Source organism: Streptomyces bungoensis, from assembly GCF_001514215.1.
Lineage (GTDB): Bacteria > Actinomycetota > Actinomycetes > Streptomycetales > Streptomycetaceae > Streptomyces > Streptomyces bungoensis.
Genome location: NZ_KQ948854.1, coordinates 361,807 through 387,990 on the forward strand (window position 1 = coordinate 361,807; position 26,184 = coordinate 387,990).

Annotated in this window: 28 protein-coding genes; 16 read left to right on the forward strand and 12 right to left on the reverse strand. The window is 73.8% G+C overall.

The window, feature by feature from the left end:
* Position 1: 1 nt before the first annotated feature.
* Positions 2-430 carry a DUF6578 domain-containing protein gene (locus AQJ66_RS11845; RefSeq protein ID WP_061919958.1) on the reverse strand — a complete coding sequence of 143 codons (429 nt, stop codon included), beginning with the start codon at positions 428-430 and terminating at the stop codon, positions 2-4.
* An 88-nt stretch (positions 431-518) separates the two neighbouring features.
* Between AQJ66_RS11845 and AQJ66_RS11850 the strand changes: the two genes are divergently transcribed.
* The gene (locus tag AQJ66_RS11850) at positions 519-1,289 is read left to right on the forward strand and encodes a site-2 protease family protein (protein WP_061919959.1); all 771 of its coding nucleotides are present in this window, start codon (positions 519-521) and stop codon (positions 1,287-1,289) included.
* Here the strand turns inward: AQJ66_RS11850 and AQJ66_RS11855 are convergent.
* Complete coding sequence (locus AQJ66_RS11855) at positions 1,271-1,501, reverse strand: hypothetical protein (protein ID WP_079060184.1); 231 nt, start codon at positions 1,499-1,501, stop codon at positions 1,271-1,273. The genes AQJ66_RS11850 and AQJ66_RS11855 overlap by 19 nt on opposite strands.
* Before the next feature lie 13 nt (positions 1,502-1,514).
* Positions 1,515-2,228 (reverse strand): NADPH-dependent F420 reductase, encoded by a 714-nt coding sequence (gene npdG, locus AQJ66_RS11860; protein ID WP_061919963.1) that lies wholly within the window; start codon positions 2,226-2,228, stop codon positions 1,515-1,517.
* Between the two features lie 83 nt (positions 2,229-2,311).
* On the opposite strand from npdG, the gene AQJ66_RS11865 reads away from it, so the two are divergent.
* Both AQJ66_RS11865 and AQJ66_RS38810 read left to right on the forward strand, forming a co-directional pair.
* Positions 2,312-2,908 (forward strand): hypothetical protein, encoded by a 597-nt coding sequence (locus tag AQJ66_RS11865; RefSeq protein ID WP_061919965.1) that lies wholly within the window; start codon positions 2,312-2,314, stop codon positions 2,906-2,908.
* Positions 2,902-3,072, forward strand: a complete 171-nt coding sequence (locus tag AQJ66_RS38810; RefSeq protein ID WP_159052553.1) for a hypothetical protein — start codon at positions 2,902-2,904, stop codon at positions 3,070-3,072. Before AQJ66_RS11865 ends, AQJ66_RS38810 begins: the two co-directional genes overlap by 7 nt.
* Here AQJ66_RS38810 and AQJ66_RS11870 read toward each other — a convergent pair whose 3' ends face one another.
* Positions 3,073-3,306: a hypothetical protein gene (locus tag AQJ66_RS11870; RefSeq protein ID WP_061919966.1), complete on the reverse strand. Its 234-nt coding sequence runs from the start codon at positions 3,304-3,306 to the stop codon at positions 3,073-3,075.
* A 58-nt stretch (positions 3,307-3,364) separates the two neighbouring features.
* Here AQJ66_RS11870 and map point away from each other — a divergent pair, with 58 nt between their 5' ends.
* Complete coding sequence (gene map / locus AQJ66_RS11875; protein ID WP_061919968.1) at positions 3,365-4,222, forward strand: type I methionyl aminopeptidase; 858 nt, start codon at positions 3,365-3,367, stop codon at positions 4,220-4,222.
* A 37-nt stretch (positions 4,223-4,259) separates the two neighbouring features.
* Positions 4,260-4,907, forward strand: a complete 648-nt coding sequence (locus AQJ66_RS11880) for a biliverdin-producing heme oxygenase (RefSeq protein WP_061919970.1) — start codon at positions 4,260-4,262, stop codon at positions 4,905-4,907.
* Positions 4,908-4,919: 12 nt separating this feature from the next.
* On the opposite strand, the gene AQJ66_RS11885 is transcribed toward AQJ66_RS11880, so the two are convergent.
* Entirely contained in the window at positions 4,920-5,564 is a 645-nt protein-coding gene (locus AQJ66_RS11885) for a PhzF family phenazine biosynthesis protein (protein WP_061919971.1), read from the reverse strand.
* A gap of 117 nt (positions 5,565-5,681) precedes the next feature.
* Here AQJ66_RS11885 and efeO point away from each other — a divergent pair, with 117 nt between their 5' ends.
* From efeO to AQJ66_RS11905, 4 genes are all read left to right on the forward strand, one after another.
* On the forward strand, positions 5,682-6,818 hold the full coding sequence (efeO, locus tag AQJ66_RS11890) for an iron uptake system protein EfeO (protein WP_061919973.1): 1,137 nt from the start codon (positions 5,682-5,684) through the stop codon (positions 6,816-6,818).
* A gap of 11 nt (positions 6,819-6,829) precedes the next feature.
* A complete protein-coding gene (gene efeB, locus AQJ66_RS11895; RefSeq protein ID WP_061919975.1) occupies positions 6,830-8,128 on the forward strand; it encodes an iron uptake transporter deferrochelatase/peroxidase subunit in 1,299 nt (432 codons plus the stop codon).
* Positions 8,129-8,130: 2 nt separating this feature from the next.
* Positions 8,131-9,006, forward strand: a complete 876-nt coding sequence (gene efeU, locus AQJ66_RS11900; protein ID WP_061919977.1) for an iron uptake transporter permease EfeU — start codon at positions 8,131-8,133, stop codon at positions 9,004-9,006.
* A 107-nt stretch (positions 9,007-9,113) separates the two neighbouring features.
* Complete coding sequence (locus AQJ66_RS11905; protein WP_061919979.1) at positions 9,114-10,106, forward strand: SCO2278 family lipoprotein; 993 nt, start codon at positions 9,114-9,116, stop codon at positions 10,104-10,106.
* Positions 10,107-10,121: 15 nt separating this feature from the next.
* On the opposite strand, the gene AQJ66_RS11910 is transcribed toward AQJ66_RS11905, so the two are convergent.
* The 4 genes from AQJ66_RS11910 to AQJ66_RS11925 all read right to left on the reverse strand — a co-directional run bounded on the left by AQJ66_RS11910 (position 10,122) and on the right by AQJ66_RS11925 (position 14,440).
* Positions 10,122-10,856, reverse strand: a complete 735-nt coding sequence (locus AQJ66_RS11910; RefSeq protein WP_061919981.1) for a bifunctional DNA primase/polymerase — start codon at positions 10,854-10,856, stop codon at positions 10,122-10,124.
* 119 nt (positions 10,857-10,975) lie between these two features.
* Positions 10,976-11,965 (reverse strand): small ribosomal subunit Rsm22 family protein, encoded by a 990-nt coding sequence (locus AQJ66_RS11915; protein WP_061919983.1) that lies wholly within the window; start codon positions 11,963-11,965, stop codon positions 10,976-10,978.
* Between the two features lie 58 nt (positions 11,966-12,023).
* The gene (locus tag AQJ66_RS11920; protein WP_079060185.1) at positions 12,024-13,193 is read right to left on the reverse strand and encodes a serine hydrolase domain-containing protein; all 1,170 of its coding nucleotides are present in this window, start codon (positions 13,191-13,193) and stop codon (positions 12,024-12,026) included.
* The gene (locus AQJ66_RS11925) at positions 13,145-14,440 is read right to left on the reverse strand and encodes a multidrug effflux MFS transporter (protein WP_061919985.1); all 1,296 of its coding nucleotides are present in this window, start codon (positions 14,438-14,440) and stop codon (positions 13,145-13,147) included. Before AQJ66_RS11925 ends, AQJ66_RS11920 begins: the two co-directional genes overlap by 49 nt.
* A gap of 87 nt (positions 14,441-14,527) precedes the next feature.
* On the opposite strand from AQJ66_RS11925, the gene AQJ66_RS11930 reads away from it, so the two are divergent.
* Positions 14,528-15,565: a Gfo/Idh/MocA family protein gene (locus AQJ66_RS11930; protein ID WP_208611349.1), complete on the forward strand. Its 1,038-nt coding sequence runs from the start codon at positions 14,528-14,530 to the stop codon at positions 15,563-15,565.
* Between the two features lie 80 nt (positions 15,566-15,645).
* Entirely contained in the window at positions 15,646-16,404 is a 759-nt protein-coding gene (locus AQJ66_RS11935; protein WP_061919988.1) for an SDR family oxidoreductase, read from the forward strand.
* A 278-nt stretch (positions 16,405-16,682) separates the two neighbouring features.
* On the opposite strand, the gene AQJ66_RS11940 is transcribed toward AQJ66_RS11935, so the two are convergent.
* On the reverse strand, positions 16,683-17,948 hold the full coding sequence (locus AQJ66_RS11940; protein WP_244162804.1) for a D-alanyl-D-alanine carboxypeptidase family protein: 1,266 nt from the start codon (positions 17,946-17,948) through the stop codon (positions 16,683-16,685).
* Between the two features lie 212 nt (positions 17,949-18,160).
* Here AQJ66_RS11940 and AQJ66_RS11945 point away from each other — a divergent pair, with 212 nt between their 5' ends.
* Positions 18,161-19,606: an ABC transporter permease gene (locus tag AQJ66_RS11945; protein WP_061919992.1), complete on the forward strand. Its 1,446-nt coding sequence runs from the start codon at positions 18,161-18,163 to the stop codon at positions 19,604-19,606.
* Positions 19,607-19,697: 91 nt separating this feature from the next.
* Complete coding sequence (locus AQJ66_RS11950; RefSeq protein WP_061919994.1) at positions 19,698-20,408, forward strand: ABC transporter ATP-binding protein; 711 nt, start codon at positions 19,698-19,700, stop codon at positions 20,406-20,408.
* Between the two features lie 147 nt (positions 20,409-20,555).
* Here the strand turns inward: AQJ66_RS11950 and AQJ66_RS11955 are convergent, their stop codons facing one another.
* On the reverse strand, positions 20,556-21,563 hold the full coding sequence (locus AQJ66_RS11955) for an aldo/keto reductase (protein ID WP_208611351.1): 1,008 nt from the start codon (positions 21,561-21,563) through the stop codon (positions 20,556-20,558).
* Positions 21,564-21,753: 190 nt separating this feature from the next.
* Here AQJ66_RS11955 and AQJ66_RS11960 point away from each other — a divergent pair, with 190 nt between their 5' ends.
* The gene (locus AQJ66_RS11960; RefSeq protein WP_061919996.1) at positions 21,754-22,299 is read left to right on the forward strand and encodes a DoxX family membrane protein; all 546 of its coding nucleotides are present in this window, start codon (positions 21,754-21,756) and stop codon (positions 22,297-22,299) included.
* Positions 22,300-22,851: 552 nt separating this feature from the next.
* Positions 22,852-23,202, forward strand: coding sequence for a MazG-like family protein (locus AQJ66_RS11965; RefSeq protein WP_061919997.1), 351 nt, complete (start codon positions 22,852-22,854; stop codon positions 23,200-23,202).
* Between the two features lie 489 nt (positions 23,203-23,691).
* On the opposite strand, the gene AQJ66_RS11975 is transcribed toward AQJ66_RS11965, so the two are convergent.
* On the reverse strand, positions 23,692-25,122 hold the full coding sequence (locus tag AQJ66_RS11975; protein ID WP_061920001.1) for an amino acid permease: 1,431 nt from the start codon (positions 25,120-25,122) through the stop codon (positions 23,692-23,694).
* A 274-nt stretch (positions 25,123-25,396) separates the two neighbouring features.
* On the opposite strand from AQJ66_RS11975, the gene AQJ66_RS11980 reads away from it, so the two are divergent.
* Positions 25,397-26,131: a FadR/GntR family transcriptional regulator gene (locus AQJ66_RS11980; protein WP_061920003.1), complete on the forward strand. Its 735-nt coding sequence runs from the start codon at positions 25,397-25,399 to the stop codon at positions 26,129-26,131.
* Positions 26,132-26,184 lie beyond the last annotated feature (53 nt).

Sequence of the window (26,184 nt, forward strand, 5' to 3'; positions counted from 1 at the left end):
GTCAGGAGCGGTCACCGGGTGGGTGCGGCGTGGCGTCCTCGGAGCCGTCGACCTCCAGGGTGACGAGGGCGCCGACGACGCGGCGGAGGCGGCGGGGCCCGGTCTCCCGCTCCCCGAACCACTTCGGGCAGGTGCCGACGGATTCGAGGGTCCGGGTTCCCGGCACGGGTTCGAGGAAGGTTCCGCCACGGTCGGGGTGGATCGTGTAGTCCTGGGACACCAGCTCGATGGCGCGGACCCGGCCCGGGGTCGGGTGCCGGGGTCCGCCGTGGTTCTCCACCCACGCCTCGGCGCCGTACCGGTCGCCGTCCCGGCCGGCCCCGTCCTCGGCGTAGCGGACGATCCGCCAGCCGACCTCCTGTCCCACCCCGAACCGACGGCCGCAGCACTCCATCTGCCAGTCTTCGTAGAACACCTTCATCAGGGCCATGCGCCCACCCTCGCGGAACCACCGGGCGTCCGCGAGACGTTTTCCCCGTGTCCGCACCGATGCCCGCACCAGTCCCAGGAGCCTGCCGATGACCTCAGTCGTGACCCGCCGCAGCGAGCGCAGGGTCAGTCCCGTGTTCCTCGGGATCCTGGCCGTCGCGGTGGTGACCGGGTGGGCCACCTGGACGGGGTTCGCCGCGCAGCCCGGCGTCGCGGTGTTCCTGTTCGTGACGGCGGCCTGGGTGGTGTCCCTGTGCCTGCACGAGTACGCGCACGCGCGGACCGCCCTGCACAGCGGGGACATCTCGGTCGGCGCGAAGGGCTACCTCACGCTGAACCCGCTGAAGTACACGCACGCGCTGCTGAGCGTGGTGCTCCCGGTGGTGTTCGTGATCATGGGCGGGATCGGTCTGCCGGGCGGCGCGGTGTTCATCGAGCACGGCCGCATCCGGGGCCGCTGGCGGCACAGCCTGGTCTCGGCGGCGGGCCCGCTGACGAACGTGCTGTTCGCGGCGGTGTGCACCGCGCCGTTCTGGCTGCACGCCGTGGACGGGGTGCCCCTCGGCTTCCGGTTCGCGCTCGCCTTCCTCGCGCTGCTCCAGGTGACGGCCGCGGTGCTGAACTTCCTGCCGGTGCCCGGGCTGGACGGGTACGGGGTGATCGAGCCGTGGCTGCCGCAGGCGGTCAAGCGCCAGGTGGAGCCGTTCGCGTCGTTCGGGCTGCTGTTCGTGTTCGCGCTGCTGTGGGTGCCGTCGGTCAACGCGGTGTTCTTCGGCGCGGTCCACGCGATCCTGCGGGCCCTGGGGGTCGGTGACCTCGACGTGTCGGCCGGCTGGAGCCTCTACCGCTTCTGGGCGTAGCCGGCCCTGCCCCGCCGCAGGTAGTACCAGGTCATGTTGGACGACAGGCCCGCCAGCAGCACCCAGACGACGCCCAGCCAGCTGCCCTGGACGAACGACACGACCGCGGCGGCCACCGCGAGGAGGCAGACGATCAGGGTGTAGAGGGCGATGCGGGGCATGGGGGTCGGCTCCTTGCGGGGGACACTGCTACGGCGACCAGTGTCCCCCATCGCCCGGAACGCCTCACACGTCGGTCAGGCGGAGCCCGGCGTGCGCCTTGTACCGGCGGTTGACGGAGATCAGGTTCGCGACCAGGGACTCCACCTGGTGGGCGTTGCGCAGCCGCCCGGCGAAGACGCCGCGCATGCCCGGGATGCGCCCGGCCAGCGCCTGCACGGTCTCCACGTCGGCGCGCTCCTCGCCCAGCACCATGACGTCGGTGTCGATCTCCTCGATGTCCGGGTCCTGCAGCAGCACGGCCGACAGGTGGTGGAAGGCGGCGGTGACCCGGGAGTCCGGCAGCAGGGCGGCGGCCTGCTCGGCGGCGCTGCCCTCCTCGGGCCTGAGGGCGTAGGCGCCCTTCTTGTCGAAGCCGAGCGGGTTGACGCAGTCCACGACGAGCTTCCCGGCCAGCTCCTCGCGCAGCGACTCCAGGGTCTTGCCGTGGCCCTCCCACGGAACGGCGACGATCACGACGTCGCTGCGGCGCGCGGTCTCGGCGTTGTCGGCGCCCTCGACGCCGTGCCCCAGCTCCTCGGCGGCGGCCCGGGCGCGCTCGGCGGCCCGGGAGCCGATGATCACCTTTTGGCCGGCCCGGGCGAGCCGGTGGGCGAGGCCCTTGCCCTGCGGGCCGGTGCCGCCGAGCACGCCGACGACCAGCCCGGAGACGTCGGGCAGGTCCCAGGGGTCCTTGGCGGGGGCCTTGGCGGGGGTCTGTGCGCTGTCGGTAGAGGTCATGGGGCGACTCTACGTCCCCGGGTCGGGCGAATTCCGGGGGAAGCCCGCCCCGCCCGGGACCGGTTGCGGCAGGATGCGGCGGCATGGACGCCGTACGGGTCGCGCTGCTGCGCGAAGTGCTCGCCGGGACCGAGTGGCTGGGGGCCACACGGCGGTTCGCGGGGGTCCTGCGCGGGTCGGTGGTGGCGCACGGGGGCGGGCTGCTGCTGGTGGGCACGCCCGCGTACGAGCCCTGGCACCTGGCGGCGCACCTGGTGGACGAGGCGGCCTGGTCGGGCACGCCCGAACTGGCGCCCACGCTCGTACGGCACCACGCGCGCCCGTCCGACCCCGCCCACCTGGCCGTCGGTCCCGGCCGGATCGAGGAGGCGCGGCGGGGCGAGACCCTGCTGGTGGTCGCGCCCGAGGAGCCCGCGGAGCTGCTGGAGGGGGTGCACGCGGCGCGGCGGGCCGGGGCGACGGTGCTGGCGCTGGGGGCGGGCGGCGGCGAGCTGTCCGCGATGGCCCACGAGACGCTGGCCGTGCCCGAGGGGGCGGAGCTGGACCTGGACAGCGTGCAGCACCTGGTCAGCGCGGCGGCGGGCGAGAACGCGGGCTCTCCGAGGGCGCGCCGGGGGTTCCGGGACCGGCTGTCCCGGCTGGCGGAGATCCTGACGGCCCCGCCGGCCGCGCCGTGGTGAAGGGTCGACGGCCGCGGGCACGGCCGGGCGGCCCGCTGCGCGTGGGCGCGATGGGCCTGCTCGCGGTGTGCCCGCCGGGGCTGATGACCTACGACGCCCGCACCGGCGAGCACGCGGTGCGGCTGCGCGCCAGGCGCGCGGCCGCCGCGTCCGCCCGGGTGTGATCAGTCGTCGTCGGACGGGCTTCCCGCGGTGGCGTCGTGCCAGCGCGGGTCGTTCTCCCACTCGAGGTTGCGCTCGCGGGCCGTCTCCATCGCGTGCTGCGCCTCCTCCCGGGAGGCGTACGGCCCGAACCGGTCCTTGGCGGGGCACTCCGGCCCCTCCTCGACCTTCTTGTGCTCCAGGCAGTAGAACCACTCGCCCGGCTTGCCGACCGTGCGCTTCTTGAACAGGGCCATGACCAGCTCCTCTCGCCAACGACATGTTCCCCCAAGCCCGCTGGTTAGACTCGCTTGCATGTCTGGCCAGTCGCTGCTCGTACCAGGGGAGCTCTCTCCCACCCGTTCGGTCCCCGGAAACATCCGCCGCCCCGAGTACGTCGGCAAGCCCGCGCCGGCGCCGTACACCGGGCCGGAGGTGCAGACCCCGGAGACCATCGAGGCGATGCGGATCGCCGGGCGGATCGCCGCGCGGGCGATGGAAGAGGCCGCGAGGATCATCGCGCCGGGCGTGACCACGGACCAGCTGGACAAGGTCGCCCACGAGTACATGTGCGACCACGGCGCCTACCCGTCCACGCTCGGCTACCGCGGCTTCCCCAAGTCCCTGTGCACGAGCGTCAACGAGGTCATCTGCCACGGCATCCCGGACTCGACGGTCCTCAGGGACGGCGACATCGTCAACCTGGACGTGACGGCGTACATCGGCGGGGTGCACGGCGACAACAACGCGACCTACCTGGTCGGCGACGTGGACGAGGAGTCGCGGCTGCTCGTGGAGCGGACCCGGGAGTCCCTGAACCGGGCGATCAAGGCCGTCAGGCCGGGCCGGCAGATCAACGTCATCGGCCGGGTCATCGAGTCGTACGCCAAGCGCTTCGGCTACGGGGTGGTGCGGGACTTCACCGGTCACGGCATCAGCTCCTCGTTCCACTCCGGGCTGATCGTCCCGCACTACGACAGCCCCCACGCCACCACCGTCATGCGGCCCGGCATGACGTTCACGATCGAGCCGATGCTGACGCTGGGCACCCACGAGTACGACATGTGGGACGACGGCTGGACGGTCGTCACCAGGGACCGCAGGCGCACGGCCCAGTTCGAGCACACGCTGGTGGTGACGGAGACGGGCGCGGACGTCCTGACCCTGCCGTAGGACCTCCGAGCCCCCACGAGGCCCGGAGGAGAGCCCCATGGAGTCGTTCTCGACCGTCCTGCGCACCGCTTCGCGCGGGCAGCACCTGGCGGCGGAGTCCTCGCCGTTCCTGAGCGACCTGCTCGGCGGCCGGCTGGGCGTGGCGGCGTACGCGCGCTACACCGAGCAGCTGTGGTTCGTCTACGAGGCGCTGGAGAGCGCGGCCGGGCGGCTGGCGGCCGACCCGGTGGCCGGGCCGTTCGTCCGGCCCGAGCTGATGCGGCTGCCCGCGCTGGAGCGGGATCTGGCGCACCTGCGGGGCGCCGGGTGGCGGGCGGGCCTGTCGGCCCTGCCCGCGACCGCCGCGTACGCGGACCGGGTCCGGGCGTGCGCCGCGCACTGGCCCGGCGGTTACGTCGCCCACCACTACACCCGTTACCTGGGCGACCTGTCCGGCGGCCAGGTCGTCCGGGACCGGGCGGAGCGGACCTGGGGTTTCGCCAGGAAGGGCGACGGCGTCCGCTTCTACGTCTTCGAGGACATCGCCGGCCCGGCCGCGTTCAAGAGGGAGTACCGGCAGAGGCTGGACGCGGTCGGCGTGGACGAGCTGGAGAGGCAGCGCATGGTGGCGGAGTGCAACCGGGCGTTCGCCCTCAACACGGCCGTCTTCGAGGCCCTGGGCGAGGAGTTCCCGCGGACCGCGTAGGTCCGGGGGCCGTCAGCGTTCGAGGAAGACCCGGCCGCCGACCTCGACCCAGCCGTGCGGCTGGGGCGCGGTCAGGATCTGCGAGCCCCTGCCCTGGACGATGTTCAGGGCGCGGCCCAGGCGCTCGGTGAGGAGGAGGGCCGCAGCGCCCGTCGCCTCGTCCTCGTCGACACCGTCGTCGCGGCCGGGGAAGGCGCGGGCCCGCACGCGGCCCGCGGCCTCGTCCTCCCAGGCCCAGGCGTAGATCCACTCGCCGGGCGGCGGCACGTCCAGGGCGTCGACCTCGGCGGCGCTGCCGTACTGGCGCAGGGTGCGCGGCGGGGCCCACTCCGCGCGGGCCTCGATCCAGCTGAACTCGCCGTCCAGGCGGGCCCCGACCACCCCGGCGGGGGTGACCAGCTCGGGGACGTCCAGCAGCCAGGCGGTGCCGACGCAGGGGTGCCCGGCGAACGGCAGGCGCAGGGTGGGGGTGTAGATGTCGATCACTCCGCGCTCGGGGTCGTCCACGAACACGGTCTCGCTGAAGCCGAGCTTGCCGGCCAGCGCCTGCCGGTCGCCCTGGTCGGGCAGGACCGAGCCGTCGCGGACGACGCCGAGCTCGTTGCCGTAGCCGCCGTTCGGTCCGCAGAAGACGCGGAGGACGTCGTAGTCAGTCACTCGCACATTGAAACATCGCCAGGTGAGAGCTGAATCACGACCCCGCGGGGTTGAGGTGAGGTTAGCCTCAGGTAAGTTAGGGCAGCCTCACCACACCAGATCCGCCAGGAGCCCCGCATGCGAGCCGTCCGCCTGACCGTCACCGCCGCCGCCACCGCGGCGACTCTGACCGCCCTCGCGGCCTGCACCGCGAAGAGCGACGCCAAGGACGGCGCGGCCGTCCAGGTCACCGCGGCCGACTCCCGGTGCGAGACGTCCTCCACGTCCGTTCCGGCCGGCCACGTCACCCTGGAGATAGCGAACAAGGGGTCGAAGGCCACCGAGGTCGAGATCCTGTTCCCGGACGACCGGATCGTCTCCGAGAAGGAGAACATCGGGCCCGGCACCAAGTACACGCTGACCGCCGAGGTGAAGGCCGGCTCGTACGAGATCGCCTGCCGGCCCGGCATGAAGGGCCACGGCATCCGGCAGAAGCTCACCGTCACCGGTGGCGGGACGAGCGCCGAGCGCGACCCGAAGCTGGACCAGGCCGTCGCCGCGTACCGGCAGTACGCGCAGGACCAGGCCGACCGGACGCTGCCGCTCGCGGAGACGTTCGTCAAGGCCGTCCAGGACGGCGACGTCGCCGCCGCGCGGAAGGCCTACGCCCCCTCCCGCCTCGGCTGGGAGCGCACCGAGCCGGTGGCCGAGTCCTTCGGCGACATCGACCCCAAGGTCGACATCCGCAAGCCCGACCTCGAGCCCGGGCAGAAGTGGACCGGCTGGCACCGCCTCGAGCAGGCCCTGTGGCAGAAGAAGAGCATCGGTGCCGAGGAGAAGGCCCTCGCGGGTGAGCTGCTCACGGACCTGAAGGACTGGAAGGAGCGGGTCGGCAAGGCCGAGATCACCCCGACCTCCATGGCCAACGGCGCCAAGGAACTGCTGGACGAGGTCGCCAAGGGCAAGGTCACCGGCGAGGAGGAGTACTACTCGCACACCGACCTCGTCGACTTCAAGGGCAACGTCGAGGGCGCCCAGCGGGCGTACGAGCTGCTGAAGCCGGTCGCCGCCGAGAACGACCCCGCGCTGGCCAAGGAGCTGGACAAGCAGTTCGCCGCGCTGAACACGCTGCTGGACAAGTACCGCCCGAGCAAGGACTCCTACGACTTCGTCTCCTACGACAAGGTCGGCGAGGGGCAGCGCAAGGAGCTCTCGGACGCGGTGAACGCGCTCGCCGAGCCGCTGTCCAAGCTCGCCGCCGCGGTCGTGAAGTAAGGGGCGCGGCGATGACCGAGACGCAGGAGACCGAGGAGACGCGCGAGCCGCAGGAGTCCCCGGCCGCCGGGCGACCGTCGCGGCGGGCGCTGATCGGCTGGGGCGGCGCCGGGCTGGCGCTCGGTGCCGCCGTGGGCGGCGGGGCCGCGGCGATGGCGCACGCCGGTGACGACGCGGAGCCGGCCGCCGCCGGCACGGGCGGCGCCGTGGCGTTCCACGGCGCCCACCAGGCGGGCATCGCCACCCCGGTGCAGGACCGGCTGCACTTCGCCGCGTTCGACGTGAAGACCGGCGACCGCGCCGAGTTCGTCGCGATGCTCAAGGACTGGACCGAGGCGGCCCGGCGGATGACGGCCGGCAAGCCGGTCGGCGAGGGCGCGTTCGACGGCCTCGCCGAGGCACCGCCGGACGACACCGGCGAGGCGATGGGCCTCAAGCCGTCCCGGCTGACGCTCACCATCGGCTTCGGGCCGTCGCTCTTCGACCGGTTCGGCCTCCAGGACAAGCGGCCCGCGGCCCTGGTCGACCTGCCCGCCTTCCCCGGGGACAACCTGGAGCGGACCCGCACCGGCGGCGACCTGTGCGTCCAGGCCTGCGCCGACGACCCGCAGGTCGCCGTGCACGCCATCCGCAACCTCGCCCGCATCGGCTTCGGCAAGGTCGCCGTCCGCTGGTCCCAGCTCGGCTTCGGCAAGACCTCCTCCACCACCCCCGACGCGCAGACCCCGCGCAACCTCTTCGGCTTCAAGGACGGCACCCGCAACATCGCGGGGACGGAGAGCGGCCGCCTGGCGAAGTTCGTGTGGGTCGGCGACGCGGACACCGGCGCGAAGGACGCCTGGATGAACGGCGGGTCGTACCTCGTCGCCCGGCGCATCCGCATGAACATCGAGACCTGGGACCGGACCTCGCTGCAGGAGCAGGAGGACGTCTTCGGCCGCGACAAGCGCGAGGGCGCCCCGGTCGGCAAGGCCAAGGAGCACGACGAGCCGTTCCTGAAGGCGATGAAGCCGACCGCCCACGTGCGCCTCGCGCACCCGGACGCCAACGGCGGCATCACCATCCTGCGCCGCGGCTACTCCTTCACCGACGGCACCGACGGCCTCGGCCGCCTGGACGCGGGCCTGTTCTTCCTGGCCTACCAGCGCGACGTGCGCAAGGGATTCATCCCCCTGCAGCGCAAGCTGGCCGCGCACGACGCGCTCAACGAGTACATCCAGCACGTGGGTTCGGCGGTCTTCGCGGTGCCCCCCGGCGTCCGGGACTCCGCCGACTGGTGGGGCCGCACGCTGTTCTCCGAGGAGGCGTAACCGTGTTCTCCAACTACCTGATCGGCCTGCGCGAGGGCCTGGAGGCGTCCCTCGTCGTCTGCATCCTCATCGCCTACCTGGTCAAGACCGGCCGCCGGGACGCCCTGCGGCCCATCTGGATCGGCATCGCCATCGCCATCGCCATCGCGATGGGCTTCGGCAGCGCGCTGGAGTTCGGCTCCCAGGAGCTGACGTTCGAGGCGCAGGAGGCGCTCGGCGGCTCCCTGTCCGTCATCGCCGTCGGCCTGGTGACCTGGATGGTGTTCTGGATGCGGCGCACCGCCCGGCACCTGAAGTCCGAGCTGCACGGCAAGCTGGACGCGGCGCTGGCGATGGGCACGGGCGCGCTGGTCGCCACCGCGTTCCTCGCCGTGGGCCGCGAGGGCCTGGAGACCGCCCTGTTCGTGTGGGCGTCCGTGCACGCGGCCTCCGACGGCACCCCGCGCCCGCTGATCGGCGTGGCCCTCGGGCTGGCCACGGCCGTCCTGCTCGGCTGGCTGTTCTACCGGGGCGCGCTGAGGATCAACCTGGCCAAGTTCTTCACCTGGACCGGCGGCATGCTGGTCGTGGTGGCGGCGGGCGTGCTGGCGTACGGCTTCCACGACCTGCAGGAGGCCAACTGGATCCCGGGCATCTCCGACCTCGCCTTCGACATCAGCGGCACCATCCCGCCGGACAGCTGGTACGGCACCCTGCTCAAGGGCGTGTTCAACTTCCAGCCGGACCCGACGGTCGTGCAGCTGGCGGTGTGGGCGGCGTACCTGGTCCCGACCCTGGCCGTGTTCCTGATCACCCCGGAGTTCGCCGCGCGGCTGAGGGGGCGGCGGCGCGAGGGAGCCGCGGGCGGCGTCGAGGGCGGGGTCCCGGCGTCGAAGTAGGCCCGGTGCCCGGGGGGTTCCGGCGTCCGACTGGGGGAACCGGCCCCCCGGCGGCCTCTCCCTCCCGGTAGGGTTCGCCTCCGGAAAGGGGAGGGTGAAGGCGCCTCATGAGCAGGGATCGCAGTCGTCGTGGGCTTCGCAGGCGGGACCGGAACGCACTCATGGCGGCCTCGCTGACCGCTATGTCGCTGACGGTGAGCGGATGCGTGGTGGTGCACGGGGAGCGCGAGGTGCTCCCGGCCGCCGGCCGCGCCGAGGCCGCCAGGGCCCTCGCGCAGTTCACCGCCGCGTACAACAGGGCCGACCAGGCCTACGACCGCTCCCTGGACGCCGGTCACGTCACCGGCGCCCTCGCCGACATCGACGGCGCCCGGCTGACGGCCGGGCACGCCAACAACCCGTCGGGCAACCCGAACCACACGCCGCTGACGCTGACGGACGCGAAGTTCACCATCCCGAAGAAGGCCGGCTGGCCCCGCTGGTTCGTCGCCGACGCCCGGGGCAACAAGGGCGGCGACCAGCGCTGGCTGCTGGTGTTCACCCGGCAGGACCTCGGCGAGCCGTGGAAGGTGGCGTACCTGACGCTGGTCGCCCCCGGCGCCGTACCGGAGTTCGAGAAGGACGGGGACGGCTGGGCGGAGGCGGTGCCCGCCGGCTCCACCCGGCTGGCGGTGCCGCCCGCGGACCTGAGCAAGGAGTACGCGGGCTATCTGCAGCGCGGCGGGAAGACCTTCGCGGACGGCCGCGGCACCAGCGCCTGGCGCGCGGACCGCGCGAAGCAGGCGAAGAAGCCGGGGCTGGTGCGGCAGTACATCGACGAGCCGCTGACCCGCGGCGACTACGCGCCGCTCGCGCTGCGCACGGCGGACGGCGGGGCGCTGGTGTTCTTCACCACGCACCACTTCGAGAAGCAGACCGCCGCCGCGGGCACCTCGGTGCCGGTCCCCAACAAGGACGTGCAGGCGCTGACCAAGGGCGAGGTCAAGCAGTCGCTGACCCTGGAGTTCGTCTCCAACGAGGCCGCCCTCGACCCGGCGGGCAGCGGTCCGGTGTCGGTGGTGGGGCAGGTGCGGGGGCTGACGGCCGCGCAGGGCTCGTAGCGCCGCCGGGCGGCCTCAGCGCTGCAGCGGCCAGGCGGCGCCCGGCCGGGCGGCCGCCGTGCCGGCGTGGCGGGCGCAGGCGTCCGTGAGCGTCTCCAGCAGCGTCAGCGGCTCGGGCAGCGGGTGTTCGGGGCCGCGCAGCCAGCGCACCCCCCGCCCGTCGCCGGGCAGCCGGGCGGGCGGTACGAGGACGTAGGAGCCGCGGCAGTGCCAGCGCAGGCCCGGGTGCTCGTCCATGGTCTCGGGGTGACAGTCCAGCTCGCAGGGCCACCACTCGTCCTCGTCCTCGGGAGTGCCGCGGGTGAGGGTGAAGAACAGCATGCGGCCGTCGTCGCTCTCGGCGACCGGCCCGACCTCGACCCCGCCGTCGAGCAGCCGCTCCAGCGCCTCCCGGCCGGCCTGCAGGGGCACGTCCAGCACGTCGTGGACCATGCCGGTGGCGGTGATGAAGTTGGCCTCGGGCTGGTGCCGGGCCCAGCGCTCGATCTGGGCGCGGTCGGTGCTGCACTGGGTCTGCCAGGCGAACGATACCGGGTGCCGGGCCGGGGTGGGGCAGCCGACGCGGTCGCAGGAGCAGCAGTAGCCGTCGGCGGGGTGCGCGGCGGGCGCGAGCGGCAGTCCGGCCGCGGCGGCGGCGAGCAGCAGGGCCTCACGGCCGCCGTCGCCGGCGGCCTCCTTCGGGCGGCGTCCGAGCAGCCACCGGGAGAGTCTGCCCTGCCGGCCGGACCGGCCGCCGAACGTCGCGCTCATCTATCCCCTCGGTGTGGTGGTCGCCTCGCTGCCGTGCGGACAGCACCGCCCCATGGTCCCACCTCGGTGAGCCCCCCGGGCCACCGGGGCGGATCCGGAGGAAGCGGACGAGACGTGCCTCACAGGGCCTCGGGGGGCCAGGCGTCGCCCCAGTCGGCGTCCCTGGCCTCCTTGTACAGGTCGCCGTGGCGCTTGGTCACCGTGGTCCGGCTCAGGTGCCCGTCGGCCTCGCACAGGTCGAGCAGCACCTGGCCCTTGCGGATCTGCGGGCGCCGGACGACGCGGGCGGGCGCGGTGGTGACGGGCAGCCGGGTGGCGGCGACGTAGGCGAACTTCTCGTCCTCGTACGCCAGGGAGCCGCTCTTGACCCGGCGGTGCAGGGAGGAGCGGCTGACCCGGGCGGAGAAGTGGCACCAGTCGGTGCCGGGGGCGATGGGGCAGGCGGCGCTGTGCGGGCAGGGGGCGGCGATCCGGAAGCCGGCGCCGACGAGGCGGTCGCGGGCCTCGATGACGCGGGCGTATCCGGCGGGGGTGCCGGCCTCGACGATCACGACGCTCTGCGCGGCGGCCGCGGCGGCGTCGACGAGGCGGGTGCGGTCGGCCTCGGAGAGCTCGTTGAGGACGTACGACACCGTGACGAGGTCGGCGCCCTCCAGGGTGAGCGCCGCGCCGATGCGGGCGCGCTGCCAGCGGGCCCCGCGCAGCGCCGGGCTGGCCTGGGCGATCTCCCGGCCGAGGGCGAGCGCGGGCTCGGCCCAGTCCAGCACGGTGACGTCGCGCTCGCCGGGCCAGGTCGCCGCGACGGCCCAGGTCGCGGCACCGGTGCCGCCGCCGACGTCGGCGTGGCTGCCGGGCGTCCACCCGGGCACGGCCGCGGCGAACGCCGCCAGGGCCGAGCGGACCGCCTCGAAGGTGGCCGGCATGCGGTAGGCGGCGTAGGCGGTGGCGTCGGCGCGGTCGCGCAGGATCGGGGCGTGGGTGGGGGTGTCGCCCCGGTAGGTGGCGATCAGCCTTTCCACGGCCGCGGCGGCCTGACTGGGCGGAAGCCCGTCGAGCAGCTCCGCGAGGGTGCCGCGGAGGGTCTCGGCCGGGGATGCGGGGTCGTTCACCCGGCGATTGTATGGCGGGGCGGGGCGGCCTCCCGGCGCCCTTGCCGCCGGACCCGGGTCAGACGACCGCCCGTGCCAGGTGGGTGGCCAGGCTTGCGCGCGGGCCGTTGTCCGGTGGGCGGCGTCTGGGGTGGACCGTGTTCGCCAGGAGGACCAGGAACGTGTCCGTGCGGGGGTCCAGGACGAGCGAGGTGCCGGTGAATCCGGTGTGGCCCGCCGCTCCCCCGCCCGCCAGTTCGCCCATGAACCAGGGCTGGTCCATGGCGAAGCCCAGGCCCGGTGGGGTCAGCAGGAGTTCCACGAAGTCGGGGCCGAGGACGCGGGCGGGGCCGTAGGCGCCGCCGGACAGCAGGGCGCGGCAGAAGACCGCCAGGTCGGGGGCGGTGGAGAAGAGGCCGGCGTGGCCGGCGACGCCGCCGAGCGCCCAGGCGTTCTCGTCGTGGACCACGCCCCGCAGCATCCCGCGGTCCGCCTTGGCCCACGGCCGCCACTGGTCCTCGGTGGCCGCCGCGCCGGGGCAGGGGCCGAAGCCGGTCGACGTCATGCCGAGCGGGCGGGTGATGCCGTCCTCGATCAGGACGTCGAGGGTCCGGCCGGTGATCCGCTCCAGGACGTGCTGGAGCAGCAGCATGTTCAGGTCCGAGTAGAGGTGCGTGCCGGGTTCGGCGGCGGGCGCCTCGGCCTGGAGCATCGCGAGGCGGGCGGCGGCGCCCGGGCAGTCGTACAGCGGGAGTTCGGGGCGCAGCCCGGAGGTGTGGGTGAGCAGCTGCCGGACGGTGATGCCGTGCCGGGCGGCCGCCGTGAACTCGGGCAGGTAGGCGCCGACCCGGGCGTCCATGCCGAGGGTGCCGCGCTCGATCTGCTGGACGGCGGCGACGGCGGTGAACAGCTTGGTGAGGGAGGCCAGGTCGAAGGGGGTGTCGACGGTGGCCGGGACGCGGTCGGCGAGCGGCAGTTCGACGCCGGTGCCGGTCTCGGGGTCGTAGCCGGAGTAGCGCACCGCCCAGCCCGCGGCCTGGGCCAGGGCGACGACGGGCCCGCGCCCGGCCACCACGACGGCACCGGCCGCCCAGGGGTGCGCTCCGGTGGTGAGGGCGTGCGCCTCGGCGGCCAGGTGCCCGAGTTCGGCGGGGTCGAGCCCGGCCCGCTCGGGTGTGCCGGTGCGCAGTCTCGGTGCGCTCAGTTCTCTGCTCCCTCCATCCCCGTACGGGTGTTCCAGGGACGGCACATTCCCACGAAGCAGGCCGCCGCGACCAGTGATCCCGCCAGTTGGACGATCGCCATGGGCACGGCGGTGCGCTCCCCGGCGATCCCGACGAGCGGGGAGGCGACCGCTCCGACGAGGAAGGAGCAGGTGCCGAGCAGGGCGGAGGCGGAGCCGGCGGCGTGCCGGGTGCGCAGCAGGGCGAGGGTCTGGGCGTTGGGCAGGGTGATGCCCATGGCGGACATCAGGACGAACAGGGCGGCGGCGACGGGGACGAGGCCGGCCTCGCCGAAGGCGCCGGTGGCCATGAGCAGCAGGGCGGCCGCGGCGAGCACGATCACCGTGAGGCCGGCGCCGAGCACCTTCTCCAGGCTGACCCGGCCGACCAGGATCCTGCCGTTGACCTGCCCGGTGATCACCAGTCCGACCGAGTTCAGGCCGAACAGCAGGCTGAACGTCTGCGGGGAGGCGCCGTAGATCTCCTGGATGACGAACGGGGAGGCGGCGACGTAGGCGAACAGGGCGGCGAAGGCGAAGCCGCCGGCGAGCATGTAGCCGGTGAAGGGCAGGTCGGCGAGCAGGGTGCGCATCGTGCGCAGCGCCGGCCCGACGCCCCCGCCGTGCCGGTCGCCGGGCGGCAGGGTCTCGGGCAGCTTCCACCAGACGACGGCGGCGAGTGCGGTGCCGACCACGGTGAGGACGACGAACACGCCGCGCCAGTCGGTCACGCGCAGGATCTGGCCGCCGATGAGGGGCGCGACGATCGGGGCGGTCCCGGAGACCAGCATCAGGGTGGAGAAGAAACGGGCCATGGCGACGCCGTCGTAGAGGTCGCGTACGACGGCCCGCGCGATGACGATGCCGGCCGCGCCCGCGAGACCCTGCACCAGCCGGAAGGCGACGAGGACCCCGACGTCCGGCGCCACCGCACACAGGGCGGTGGCGAGGAGGTAGACGGCGAGTCCGGCCAGCAGGGGCCGGCGGCGGCCCCAGCGGTCGCTCATCGGGCCGACGACGAGCTGCCCGAGCGCCATGCCGGCCAGGCAGGCGGTGAGGGTGAGCTGGACGGTGGCGGCGGGCGCGTGCAGGACGCGGGTGACCTCGGGCAGCGACGGGAGGTACATGTCCATCGCCAGCGGGGGCGTGGCGGTGAGGCCGCCGAGCATGAGGACGGTGAGCAGGCCGGTGCGGCGGCCGGCGGCGGTGACGGGCGGTGGGTCGAGGGGTGTGTGCTCCGTTCCGGGTGTGTGTGCCGCCGCGTGCTCGGGCATGTGTCCCCTCCCTCTGGTGCTGATCCGCCACCTATGCTCTCAGCTCGTACACGTTGCCGAGGAACAGATACACGAGGGTGGGGCGGGATGGCGGAGCAGAGCGTGCGGTGGGGGATCCTGGCGACGGGCGGGATCGCGGCCGCCTTCGCGGCGGATCTGGTCGATCTGCCGGACGCGGAGATCGTGGCGGTGGCCTCGCGGCGGCGGGAGGCGGCGGAGGCGTTCGCCGAGCGGTTCGGGGTGCGGCGGGCGTACGGCGACTGGGACGCGCTGGCGGCGGACGAGGACATCGATGTCGTGTACGTCGCCACGCCGCACTCGGTGCACCGGGCGGCGGCCGGACTGTGCCTGGCGGCGGGGCGCAACGTGCTGTGCGAGAAGCCGTTCACGCTCAACGTCCGCGAGGCCGGGGAGCTGGTGGCGCTGGCGCGGGAGCACGACCGCTTCCTCATGGAGGCGATGTGGATGTACTGCAATCCGCTCGTGCGGCGGCTGAAGGAGCTGGTGGCGGACGGGGCGATCGGCGAGGTGCGGACCGTGCAGGCCGACTTCGGGCTGGCGGGACCCTTCCCGGCGGCGCACCGGCTGCGGGATCCGGCGCTGGGCGGCGGGGCGCTGCTGGACCTCGGGGTCTACCCGGTGTCGTTCGCGCAGCTGCTGCTGGGTGAGCCGGACGGGGTCACCGCGAGTGCGGTGCTCTCGGAGGAGGGCGTCGATCTGCAGACGGGTGCCCTGCTCTCCTGGGAGAGCGGCGCTCTCGCGTCGGTGCACTGCTCCATCGCCGGGGGTACGGGGGTCACGGCGTCGGTCACCGGCTCACGCGGCCGGATCGACATCCCCTCCGGCTTCTTCCACCCCGAGCGCTTCGTGCTGCACCGGGAGGGGCGCGACGCCGAGGAGTTCACCGCCGACCCGGCCGACGGGCCGCGCAGCAGCATGCGCCATGAGGCGCTGGAGGTGATGCGGGCGCTGCGGGCGGGCGAGAAGGAGTCGCCGCTGGTGCCGCTGGAGGGCACGCTCGCGGTGATGCGCACGCTGGACGCGATCCGGGAGCGGACCGGGGTGCGCTACCCCGGGGAGGACCCGGCCGGGGAGCAGCCGGCCGCCACCGCCGTGGCCGTGTAGCCGTGTAGCCGTATGGCCGTGTAGCCGTATGGCGGACATCGCGTTCCGCATGGCGGATGGCCCGCCTACGCTGCGGTGCCATGACTGACAGGCAAGCGAAGATCGCGGTGGTGACCGGCGCCGGCTCCGGCATCGGGCGGGCCGTCTCGGTGGAGTTGCTGCGCGCCGGCTGGTCGGTGGTCCTGGCCGGCCGGCGCACCGAGACGCTGGAGGAGACGGCGGCCCAGGTGCCACAGGGCCCCTGGCTCGCCATGCGCACCGACGTGTCCCGGCCCGGGGACGTCGAGGCCCTGTTCACGGCGGCCGTGGAGCGGTTCGGGCGGATCGACCTGCTGTTCAACAACGCGGGCACCTTCGGCCCGGGCGGGGTGCCGGTGGAGGAACTGCCCTACGAGGCGTGGCGGCACGTGGTGGACACCAACCTCCACGGGGCGTTCCTGTGCGCGCAGGCGGCGTACCGGCGGATGAAGGAGCAGGACCCGCAGGGCGGCCGGATCATCAACAACGGCTCCGTGTCCGCGCACGCGCCGCGCCCGCACTCGGTCGCCTACACCGCGACCAAACACGCGCTGACGGGGCTGACCAAGTCGCTGTCGCTGGACGGGCGGCCGTACCGGATCGCGGTCGGCCAGATCGACATCGGCAACGCGGCCACCGACATGACGGCCCGGATGCGGACGGGCGCGCTCCAGGCGAACGGGCAGACCGCGCCGGAGCCGGTGATGGACGTGGCCGACGTGGCGCGCACCGTGCGACACATGGCCGAGCTGCCGCTGGAGGCGAACGTGCAGTTCGCGACGGTGCTGGCGACGGCGATGCCGTACATCGGGCGGGGCTGAGCCCTCCCCGGGCGCCCCCCTGCCGTCCCCGTGCGCCCCTCCTGCACCCCCGCACACAAACGGAATTTCAACATCCGCGCTATTGCGGCCCGTCGGCCGCGTATGCTCAACTTTCCTCCACGAGAGCTTCACAGTTGGAGCACAAAGCTTCCGCAGCCACACCGAGGGGGGGCGCGGCGGTCGTTCCACGGGCCGGAGCAGGGGGTGGGCCTCGCGCGGGACCGCGAGGCGCGCACCGGCCGAGAGGGAACGGCCGCCGCACCGTACGGTGCGGCGGGTCAGCGCCGGTGCCGGCCTCCGGGCTCGGCCGTCTCCGCCACGCTCTCGTCCGTGTCCCGGCTCGCGCGCTCGCCCCTCTCCCGGCCCTGGCTCTCGCCCGCGGCCTCGCCCGCGGCCTCGGCCGCGGGGGCCGTCCTGAACCGTCGCCGCAGCGCCCACGCCCCCGCTCCGAGCAGGGCCGCCGTCCCGGCCGCGCCCTCCAGCAGCCGCCACGTCGAGGGGCGCCCGCCGGACGCCGCGCCCGGCGCACCGGCCGCGGCCCGGGCCGCCTTGTGCGCGGGCGCCGGGCTCGCGTTCGCCCCGCCCTCGCTGAGCGGTGTGGCGAGCACGCCCACCGCCTGCGCCGAACGCCCCTGCCCGAAGCCCCAGTCGAGCAGCGCGGCGGTCTGCTCGTAGACCGCGTTGCTGCCGGTGGCGGGATGCATCACGGTGACCAGCAGCGTGCGGCCGCCCCGGGTGGCGGCACCGGTGAAGGTGTTGCCGGCGTGGCTGGTGTAACCGTTCTTCACCCCGATCAGGCCGTCGTAGGTGTGCAGTCCCCAGGCCCCGGTGAGCAGGCGGTCGGTGTTCTGGATCTGGAAGGTCTTCTTGCCGCCGGCCGGGAAGTCGGCGGTCCTCGTGCCGCAGTAGCGGCGGAAGTCGTCGTTCTTCAGGCCGTGTCGGGCGAACAGCGTGAGGTCGTACGCCGAGGAGATCTGCCCCTTGTGGTCGAAGCCGTCCGGGCTGACCACATGGGTGTCCAGGGCCTGCAGGTCGTCGGCCCGGGCCTGCATCTCGGCGACCGTCTTGTCGATGCCGCCGTTCATGTGCGCGAGGACGTGCACGGCGTCGTTGCCGGAGCGCAGGAACACGCCCTGCCACAACTGGTCGACGGTGTAGGTGAGTCCGGGCTTGATGCCGACGAGGCTGGAGCCGAGCGGGACGTCGGCCAGGTCGGCGTCGGTGACCCGGTACCGCTCGGTGGGGGGGAACTTCCCCAGCAGGGTGTCCGCGAACAGCATCTTCAGCGTGGACGCGGGCGCGAGCCGCCGGTGCGCGTTGAAGGACGCGAGCACCTCTCCGCTCTCGCCGTCGGCGACGAGCCACGCGCGGGCGGTGAGCTTCTTCGGCAGCCCGCCGGCGCCGCGGACCTGGACTCCGCCGCGGGCGAGCCGCTCGCCGCCGACGACCGTGGTGGCGGAGGCCGGGACGGCCGCGGTCAGGGGAAGGGCGGCGGCCGTCAGCCCGAGGACGGCACGCCGGCTGAGCCGGGAACAATCTCGCACCCCGGGACCGTACACCGCGGCCAGCAGCGGTTTCGCGACCGGAGGCCCGGTATGGCGCGGTATGCCACGTGGAGTTTGCCACCTCATGAAAATCTGATGAGGTACCCGCTTTCTCAGCTCCTGCACATCCGGCGCCCAGGCCGGTTCAAAGGTTTCTCCCTAGCGTGTGGCAGCGCCCACAGCGGGGGCGCCGGGAACCAACGAGGAACGGGATGTTTGGCATCTATCTCAGACGCGAGCTGAGCCGCCGCAAGAAGGCGGCCCTGGTCGTCGCGATGGGTCTGGCGCTCGGTATCGCCCTGGTCATCACCGTCGACTCGGTGTCGGCCGGCATGACGCAGGCGCAGGGCAAGGTCCTGAAGTCGCTGTACGGCCTGGGCACCGACATGACCGTCACCAAGGCGCGGTCGGCGCCGAAGGCGGGCGGCTCGCAGGGGCCGAACTTCCGTTTCGACGCCAGGTCGAGCGGCGAGGCCTCGCAGAGCTCCGACCGGGTGATGACGCAGGGCGGCCAGGCACTGAAGTCCTCGCTGGTCGGCAAGGTCGCCGCGCAGAAGGGCGTGGCGGCGGCGGTCGGCGCCCTCTCACTGAACGTCACCAAGGTCGACGGTTCCTTCACCCAGGGCAAGGCCACGTCGTCCGCGGGCACCCAGCAGCGGGGCGGCCCGGGCGGCGGCGACGGTGGCGGCCGGCCGCAGGTGCAGGGCGGCGGCGCGAACTTCGACGTCGACTCCTACTCGGTGGCCGGCGTCGACGTCACCCACCAGACCCTCGGACCGCTCGCCACCGTGAAGATCACCTCCGGGCGGACCTTCACCGCGGCGCAGACGAACGCCAAGGCCGCGGTGGTCAGCGCGTCGTACGCCAAGCAGAAGAAGTACAAGGCGGGTTCGACCTTCGAGATCTCCGGCACCACGTACACGGTCATCGGCATCGCCACCCCGGACAGCGGCGAGTCCACCACCGACGTCTACCTGCCGCTGAAGCAGGCCCAGTCGCTCGGGGACGCGAAGGACAAGGTCACCACGATCTACGTCAAGGCGACCGACTCCCAGCAGATCTCCGCGGTGAAGAAGACCATCCAGGGCAACGTCTCCGGCACGACGGTCACCACCTCCGCGGACCTGGCCTCCACCGTCTCCGGTTCGCTGTCCACGGCCTCCGACCTCGCTTCGAGCGTGGGCAAGTGGCTCTCGATCGCCGTGCTCGCCGCCGCGTTCCTGGTGGCCGCGCTGCTCACCTCGTCGGCCGTGTCGCGGCGGGTGCGCGAGTTCGGCACCCTGAAGGCGCTCGGCTGGCCGAGCCGCCGGGTGACCCGGCAGGTGGTCGGCGAGTCCATGGTCAACGGCCTGATCGGCGGCGGCCTGGGCATCGCCCTGGGCCTCGCGGCCGCCTACGCGGTCACCGCGGTCAGCCCGACGCTCACCGCACAACTCGGCGGCACCGGTGGCACGGGCGGCCCGGGCGGCGGTCCGGGCGGCCCCGGCCGGCAGACGGCCGGCAACACCCTGGAGATCGCGCTGTCCGCGCCCGTCTCGGCGACCACCATCGCCCTCGCCGTGGGGCTCGCCGTCGCCGGCGGCCTCGTCGCCGGCGCCATGGGCGGCTGGCGCGCCTCCCGGATGCGCCCGGCCGACGCCCTGCGCAGCGTGTCGTAACACCCCCGTACGGGGGCGCCGCCTCCACTCCCCCCCGGCGGCGGCGCCCCCCGTCCTTCGCCACCTTGGCCACCTTCGCTATGGAGCATCCATGTACAGACTCACCGGCGTCACCAAGCGGTACACGCGGGGCAAGGAGACCGTGGAGGCGCTGCGCGGCGTCGACCTCACCATCGCCGACGGCGACCAGCTCGTCATCCAGGGCCCCACGGGCGGCGGCAAGTCGACGCTGCTGCAGATGATCGGCGGCCTGGACCGCCCCTCCGCCGGCAGCGTCGAGCTGGACGGCGTCGACCTCGCCACGATCGGCGAGGCCCGGCTGACCCGGCTGCGCGCCGAGAAGATCGGCATCATCTTCCAGGCGTTCAACCTGATTCCGACGCTCACCGCCCAGGAGAACGTCGAGACGGCCCTCGTCCCGCTGGGTGTCGCACCCGCCGAGCGCCGCGCCCGGGCGGCCGAGGCGCTGCGCTCGGTCGGGCTGGAGGAGCGCCTGTCGCACGTTCCCTCGGAGATGTCCGGGGGCCAGCAGCAGCGCGTCGCCATCGCCCGCGCGCTGGTGAAGAACCCGAGGGTGCTGCTCGCCGACGAACCCACCGGCAACCTCGACGAGGGCACCCGCGACGACATCATGGCCCTGCTGGAGGGCCTGTGGCGCGAGCACGGGCTGACCTTCGTCCTGGTCACGCACGACTCCTCCATCGCGCGCCGTGCCCCTCGCGTGGCCACCATCAGGGGCGGGCGGATCACGCTCACCGAACAGGGCGCGGCGGGCCAGGAACCCCAACGGATCGGCGCGTAGACCCCGTTCGCCTCCCAGCCGTACGGCGGTCTGACGACCACCGTCCCGCCGGTGCGCAGCCGCAGGGCGAACGGGCCGGCGGGCGTCCGCCGAACGGCCGCCGACGCGCCGGGCCGGCGGGGCCGGCGGGGAGGCCGGCGGGGCCGCTCACCGCCCGAGAAGACGGTCGATCTCGGCCGACTGCGCGGCGGTCAGCGGCCCCTTGGCGATCGCCCCGGCGTTCTGCTCGGCCTGCGCGACGGTGCGGAAGCCCGGGATCGGGACGGTGCGCGGGCTGCGCGCCCACAGCCAGGCCAGGGCGCCCTGGGCGGGGGTGCGGCCGTCACTGGTGAGGATCTCGCGCAGCGCCTCGACCCGCTCCAGCCACCGGGGATCGGCGCCGGACCCGTCGTCCTCGAACCCCGGCAGCCAGGCCGGCGGCCGGCTGCGGATGTCACCGGGCTCCAGCGGGCCGCGCCGCGTCCCGGTCAGCAGCCCCATGGCGAGCGGGCTGCGGTTGACGCTCGCGAGCTCCAGCCGCTCGCACAGCTCCACGAGTTCCGGCGCGTCCTGCAGCACGTTGAGGCGGTGCTGGACGGCCGTGGCGTGCGGGCCCGCTGCGAAGACGGCGGCCCGCGCGGGGTCGTCCGTGCTCCAGCCGTAGGCGCGGACCAGCCCCTCCCGCACGAACTCCTCGCACACGTCGCGGAGTTCGGCGGCCCGGACGGGGTCGGCGTCGGAGAGGTGGAACTGGTAGAGGTCGACGTGGTCCGTGCCGAGGCGGCGCAGGGAGGCGGTGAGGGCGCGGCGGGCGTACTCGGGGGTGTCGTCGGTGCCGGTCAGCGTGCGGGTGTCCGGGTCGAAGACGTTGCCCCACTTGGTGGCGACGACGACGTCGTCCCGGCGCGTGCCGAGGGCGCGGCCGAGGATCCGCTCGCCGTGGCCGGTGCCGTAGCAGTCGGCGGTGTCGAAGAAGGTGACGCCTAGGTCGAGGGCGCGGTGGACGGCCCGTACGGACTCCTCGTCGTCGACCCTGCCCCAGCCGAGCGGCTGCCCGTCGGCGGCCCGATGCTCCCCGCCGATGGCCCAGCAGCCGAAACCGAGCGCGCTCACCTCGATGCCGCTGCGTCCCAGCCTCCGGGTGGTGGATGTGGTGGTGCCGGATGTGGTCTCCATGCCGGGGACGCTAGGAGTTGGAGTGCGCGCGAGGACAACACCTTTCGGCGCGGTTTCCGGGTCCCGTGACGCCCGTCCGGCCGGTCGGGGACGCCACCCGAACGGCAGCCAGGACGGGCCGGGCAATGTGAGGGGTGGGACGGTGGAAACGCGGGAAGAGGACCGCGCACCTGTTTGATGGGGAGTCACCGTGACCTGTTACGACCGACGTGATCTGGGCCTGCTGCTGCTCCGGCTGGGGACGGGCGGGGTGCTGGCCGCGCACGGCGCGCAGAAGCTTTTCGGCTGGTTCGGCGGACACGGTCTGGAGGGCACCGGCCAGTTCATGGAGTCCGTCGGCTACGCGCCCGGCCGGGCGAGCGCCACGGCGGCCGGCCTCGCCGAGACGGGCGGCGGCACCCTGCTGGCGCTGGGCCTGGCCACTCCGGCGGCGGGCGCGGCGGCGGCCGGCGCGATGGCCGGAGCGGCGGCGATCCTCGTACCCAACGGCTTCTTCGCCCAGGAGGGCGGCTACGAGTACGCGGCGAGCCTGGGCCTGGCCGCGGCCGGCCTCGCCGTCGCCGGCCCCGGTCGCATCTCCCTCGACCACGCCCTCGGCCACCTGTTCGACCGCGGCTGGATGGTCCCGGCCGCCCTGGCCACGGCCGCCGCAGCGGCGACGGTGGTGGTGGGCGCCCGCGCCAAGCGGGTGCGGGCCCAGAAGCAGGGCGAACAGGAGCCGTTGTTCGAGGAGTAGCCGCGACGCGGGACCGACGGAGGAGTGACGACCGCGTCCCGCGGACGGCCGGCCGGGATGCGGCGGCCGAACGTGCGAGGCGGTCGGCGGGGCCCGGGGAGGCGGCTGCGGGGGGTGCGCGCCCGAGATACGTAAGTCGGCCGCGCGGGAAGGCTCGCGGCACGGTAGGCCCGCGGGCAGCGGAGGGCGCACACGCCTCCGGTCGAGCGCCCCGTAGCGGCCGGACGGAACGGAGCAGCTGAGCCGACGTCGGCCCGCGTCGGCGGCCGCGGAGGCCGAGCGCAAGACCCTGCGCGGGGCCTTCCCCGGAAGGCTGGCGCAGGACCTTGCTCGGGCCCCGCACCCGGTCAGGGCGGCGCGGACCTGAGCCGGCGTAGGTCGGCATGGGCGGCCGTCGCGGCCGGGGAGGCCGAGCGCAGGGCCCTACGCGGGGCTGCCTCCCGTCGGACCAGCGCAAGGCCCTACGCGCGGCCGTGCCCGTCAGGACCCCGGGGGCCCTGCACCAGCGCGGGCGCCTTGGTGGGCGCCGGTGGTATGCGGCAGGGTGGCCGCATGGATGGTCATGAACTGCCCGCCGGTTCCGCCGGACTCTGGGCCGCCGTGGACGAACTCTGGGAGCGGCTCGAAGGGGCGCAGCGGCATACGGGGCAGGAAGGCGTGCTGCTGCGGATCCTCAAGCTCTCGGAGGAGGTCGGTGAGGTCTCCGAGGCGGTCATCGGGGCGACCGGGCAGAACCCGCGCAAGGGCGTCACGCACACCTGGGAGGACGTCCAGGCCGAGCTGTGCGACGTGGCGATCACGGCGCTGGTGGCGCTGCGCACGCTGACGCCGGACGCGCGGCAGGTGTTCGCCGGGCATCTGGAGCGCGTGCGGGAACGTCCGCTGGGGCCGCCCGCGGCCTGAGCCGCCGCCTACCGCCCACTCCCGCCCCCAGTGCCTTCAGACATCCTCGAGCGCCGTGCCGCATCTTGACCGAGGCGATGCGGTTCGGGCCCGGCCTCCGGTGCGAGGCGGCCTTGGCGGAGCAGGAGCGGAGGACTGGTATGGCGAGTCCGGCAAGGACGACGGGGGCCGCGGCGGGCCGCCCCGCGGCGGAGGCGCCCTCCGGTGGACCGTCCTGGTCGGCGCGGAGGGCCGGCACGGCCTCTTCCCCGGCCGACCGCCCCGTACCCGCAGGCCGCCAGGCCGACGGCCGCACCGGCTCGGAGGACAAGCGCACGGCGTACGCCGGCACCCATTGGACCGGCTCGCGCCCCGTGTCCCTCCGCTGACCCGCCCCCGACTCCGCCGGCCATCCACCCCCGCGGGCCGAGCGGAAACGGCCCGGCCCCGGGAGAGCATCCCGGGCCCGGGCCGCTGTCCGTTTCCGGAGCCGCGCGCGAGGTGACGGTGTCAGCCGACGGTGTCGCGGACGGGCTCGACCCGGTCGCGGGTGGTCAGCCGCTGGCGCACCACGGCGAAGATCACGACGGCCACCGCCACCGCGGTGGACAGCACGACCTGGTCGCGCCCGCCGCCGTCGGCCGTGTCGGTCAGCATGTAGCCGAGCACGAAGGTGATCAGCGCGATGGTGGCCCAGGTCAGGTACGGGTAGAGCCACATCCGCACGAGCAGCTTCTCCGGCGCCTCCCGCTCGATGATCCGGCGCATCCGCAGCTGGGAGAAGCAGATCACCAGCCAGACGAACAGGGCGATCGCGCCGGAGGAGTTGAGCAGGAACTGGAAGACGGTGTCCGGCCACAGGTAGTTGAAGGCGACGGCGACGAAGCCGAAGACCACCGAGGCCAGGATGGCCGACCGCGGCACGCCGCGGTCGGTGGTGCGCCCGAAGGAGGCCGGGGCGTCGCCCCGCCGGGCCAGGGAGAAGGCCATGCGCGAGGCGGTGTACAGGCCGGAGTTGAGGCAGGACAGCACGGAGGTCAGCACGATCGCGTTCATGATCTGCGCGGCGTGCGGGATGCCGATGGAGCTCAGGGCGGCGACGTAGGAGCCGTCCTTGAGGATCGCCGGGTCGTCCCAGCGCAGCAGCGACACGACGATCAGGATCGAGCCCAGGTAGAACACCGCGATCCGCCAGATCACGCTGTTGGTGGCCTTGGTGACCGCGCCCTGCGGGTCGGCGGACTCGCCGGCCGCGAGCGTGACGATCTCGCTGCCCATGAAGGAGAAGACGACCATCAGGACGCCCGTGAGGATCGCCCCGGGACCGTGCGGCAGGAACCCGCCGTGCGCCGTGAGGTACGAGAAGCCGGACGCCGGGTGGTCCGAGCCGGGCAGCAGGCCGAAGATCGCGAGGGCGCCCAGCACGATGAAGGCGACGATGGCGACGACCTTGATGCCGGCGAACCAGAACTCGAACTCGCCGTAGGAGGCGACCGAGGCCAGGTTGCTGGCGGTCAGCACGAGCATGACGATCAGGGCCCAGCCCCACTGCGGGACGGCCGGTACCCAGCCGGCGAGGATCTTGGCGCCCGCCGTCGCCTCCACCGCGAGGACCACGACCCAGAAGAACCAGTACAGCCAGCCGATGGTGAAGCCCGCCCAGCGCCCCAGCGCCCGGTCCGCGTACGCGGAGAACGAGCCGGACGTGGGGTTGGCCGCCGCCATCTCGCCCAGCATCCGCATGACGAGGACGACGAGCACGCCGACGAGGGCGTAGGAGATGAGGATGCCGGGACCGGCGGCGGCGATGCCGGAGCCGGAGCCGACGAACAGGCCGGCGCCGATGACACCGCCGATCGCGATCATCGACAGGTGCCGGTTCTTCAGTCCGGCCTTCAGGCCGGGCTCGGCGGGAGGACTGTCAGGGAGGGTTGTGGTCATCTCGACATCCAGGGGAGGGAGGAGTGCGGACCAGGGCGGCACGAAAATTAGTTCAGTAGGATCTAAAAAAACAGTCTTGTTTAACTGTTCATCTTGCTCTATTTTCCGTTCAACGCTGAGCCGCACCTCCGGGCGCCCTCACCGCGCGGTCACCGCATCCGCCCCCACGTCCGTCCGTCCCCGCGTCCCGGCCCCTGGGGAGCCCCCATGCACGCACCCGAGCAGCCGTCGCGAGCCCACCTGTCCCGGCCCGGCAGGCCGTTAGGGTGGCGGCGTGGTGAACGCAGCGGGCAAGTTCGGCCCCTACAGCCAGCCAGGTACCGCGCGGCCCGCGCCGGGTACCGGGGTCCTGGCCACCCGTGTGCTGCCGGGCCGGGCGCCCACCGGAGCGGAGCTCGTCCGGTCCCGGATCGCGCTGCGGGTGCGCCTGGAGTCCGAGGCGCCCGGGGAGCGGCTGCCGGACGCCGGCGTGCTCGCCGAGGAACTCGGCATCAGTGAGATCACCGTGCGCCGCGCGCTGGAGGGCATGTGCCAGGACGGCCTGCTCGACCGCAGGCGGGGCAGGTCGGGCGGCACGTTCGTCGCCCAGGACTGGGACACGGTCGTCGCCGCCATGCACGACGCCGAGGAGGCCGCCGCGCTGGACGCCGTCCATCTGCTCCTGGAGTGCGGTCTCGTGTCGCACGCGGCGGGCGAGGTGCCGGACGGCGGGCTCGACGGACTCCGGGCGCTGGTCGACGAGATGAACGGCACCGACGTGCCCGCCCGGCTGCTGGAACTGGAGACCCGCTTCCACCTCGACCTCGCGGAGACGCTCGGCGGCCCCGGGATCCGCGAGTTCGCCGCCGACCTGCTCGGCCGCCAGTGCCTGCTGCTGCCCGCGCCGGCGCCCGGCGTCGTCCGGGCGCGCAACCGCCACCACGCCGACCTGCTCGACGAACTCTCCCGCGGCGAGATGGCCCGGGCGGTGGCCGCGGTGAAGGCACACCGGCACGCCGGCCCGGTCTGACCCCGTCCGGCCCCGACCCCGCACCGACACCACCCCGCCGAAGGAGCTGGCGC

Coding starts and splice junctions, on each gene's coding strand:
- AQJ66_RS11845 (WP_061919958.1), bottom strand. CDS start 430: ATGGCCCTGATGAAGGTGTTCTACGAAGACTGGCAGATGGAGTGCTGC.
- AQJ66_RS11850 (WP_061919959.1), top strand. CDS start 519: ATGACCTCAGTCGTGACCCGCCGCAGCGAGCGCAGGGTCAGTCCCGTG.
- AQJ66_RS11855 (WP_079060184.1), bottom strand. CDS start 1,501: ATGGGGGACACTGGTCGCCGTAGCAGTGTCCCCCGCAAGGAGCCGACC.
- npdG (WP_061919963.1), bottom strand. CDS start 2,228: ATGACCTCTACCGACAGCGCACAGACCCCCGCCAAGGCCCCCGCCAAG.
- AQJ66_RS11865 (WP_061919965.1), top strand. CDS start 2,312: ATGGACGCCGTACGGGTCGCGCTGCTGCGCGAAGTGCTCGCCGGGACC.
- AQJ66_RS11870 (WP_061919966.1), bottom strand. CDS start 3,306: ATGGCCCTGTTCAAGAAGCGCACGGTCGGCAAGCCGGGCGAGTGGTTC.
- map (WP_061919968.1), top strand. CDS start 3,365: ATGTCTGGCCAGTCGCTGCTCGTACCAGGGGAGCTCTCTCCCACCCGT.
- AQJ66_RS11880 (WP_061919970.1), top strand. CDS start 4,260: ATGGAGTCGTTCTCGACCGTCCTGCGCACCGCTTCGCGCGGGCAGCAC.
- efeO (WP_061919973.1), top strand. CDS start 5,682: ATGCGAGCCGTCCGCCTGACCGTCACCGCCGCCGCCACCGCGGCGACT.
- efeB (WP_061919975.1), top strand. CDS start 6,830: ATGACCGAGACGCAGGAGACCGAGGAGACGCGCGAGCCGCAGGAGTCC.
- AQJ66_RS11905 (WP_061919979.1), top strand. CDS start 9,114: ATGAGCAGGGATCGCAGTCGTCGTGGGCTTCGCAGGCGGGACCGGAAC.
- AQJ66_RS11910 (WP_061919981.1), bottom strand. CDS start 10,856: ATGAGCGCGACGTTCGGCGGCCGGTCCGGCCGGCAGGGCAGACTCTCC.
- AQJ66_RS11925 (WP_061919985.1), bottom strand. CDS start 14,440: ATGCCCGAGCACGCGGCGGCACACACACCCGGAACGGAGCACACACCC.
- AQJ66_RS11930 (WP_208611349.1), top strand. CDS start 14,528: ATGGCGGAGCAGAGCGTGCGGTGGGGGATCCTGGCGACGGGCGGGATC.
- AQJ66_RS11935 (WP_061919988.1), top strand. CDS start 15,646: ATGACTGACAGGCAAGCGAAGATCGCGGTGGTGACCGGCGCCGGCTCC.
- AQJ66_RS11945 (WP_061919992.1), top strand. CDS start 18,161: ATGTTTGGCATCTATCTCAGACGCGAGCTGAGCCGCCGCAAGAAGGCG.
- AQJ66_RS11950 (WP_061919994.1), top strand. CDS start 19,698: ATGTACAGACTCACCGGCGTCACCAAGCGGTACACGCGGGGCAAGGAG.
- AQJ66_RS11955 (WP_208611351.1), bottom strand. CDS start 21,563: ATGGAGACCACATCCGGCACCACCACATCCACCACCCGGAGGCTGGGA.
- AQJ66_RS11965 (WP_061919997.1), top strand. CDS start 22,852: ATGGATGGTCATGAACTGCCCGCCGGTTCCGCCGGACTCTGGGCCGCC.
- AQJ66_RS11975 (WP_061920001.1), bottom strand. CDS start 25,122: ATGACCACAACCCTCCCTGACAGTCCTCCCGCCGAGCCCGGCCTGAAG.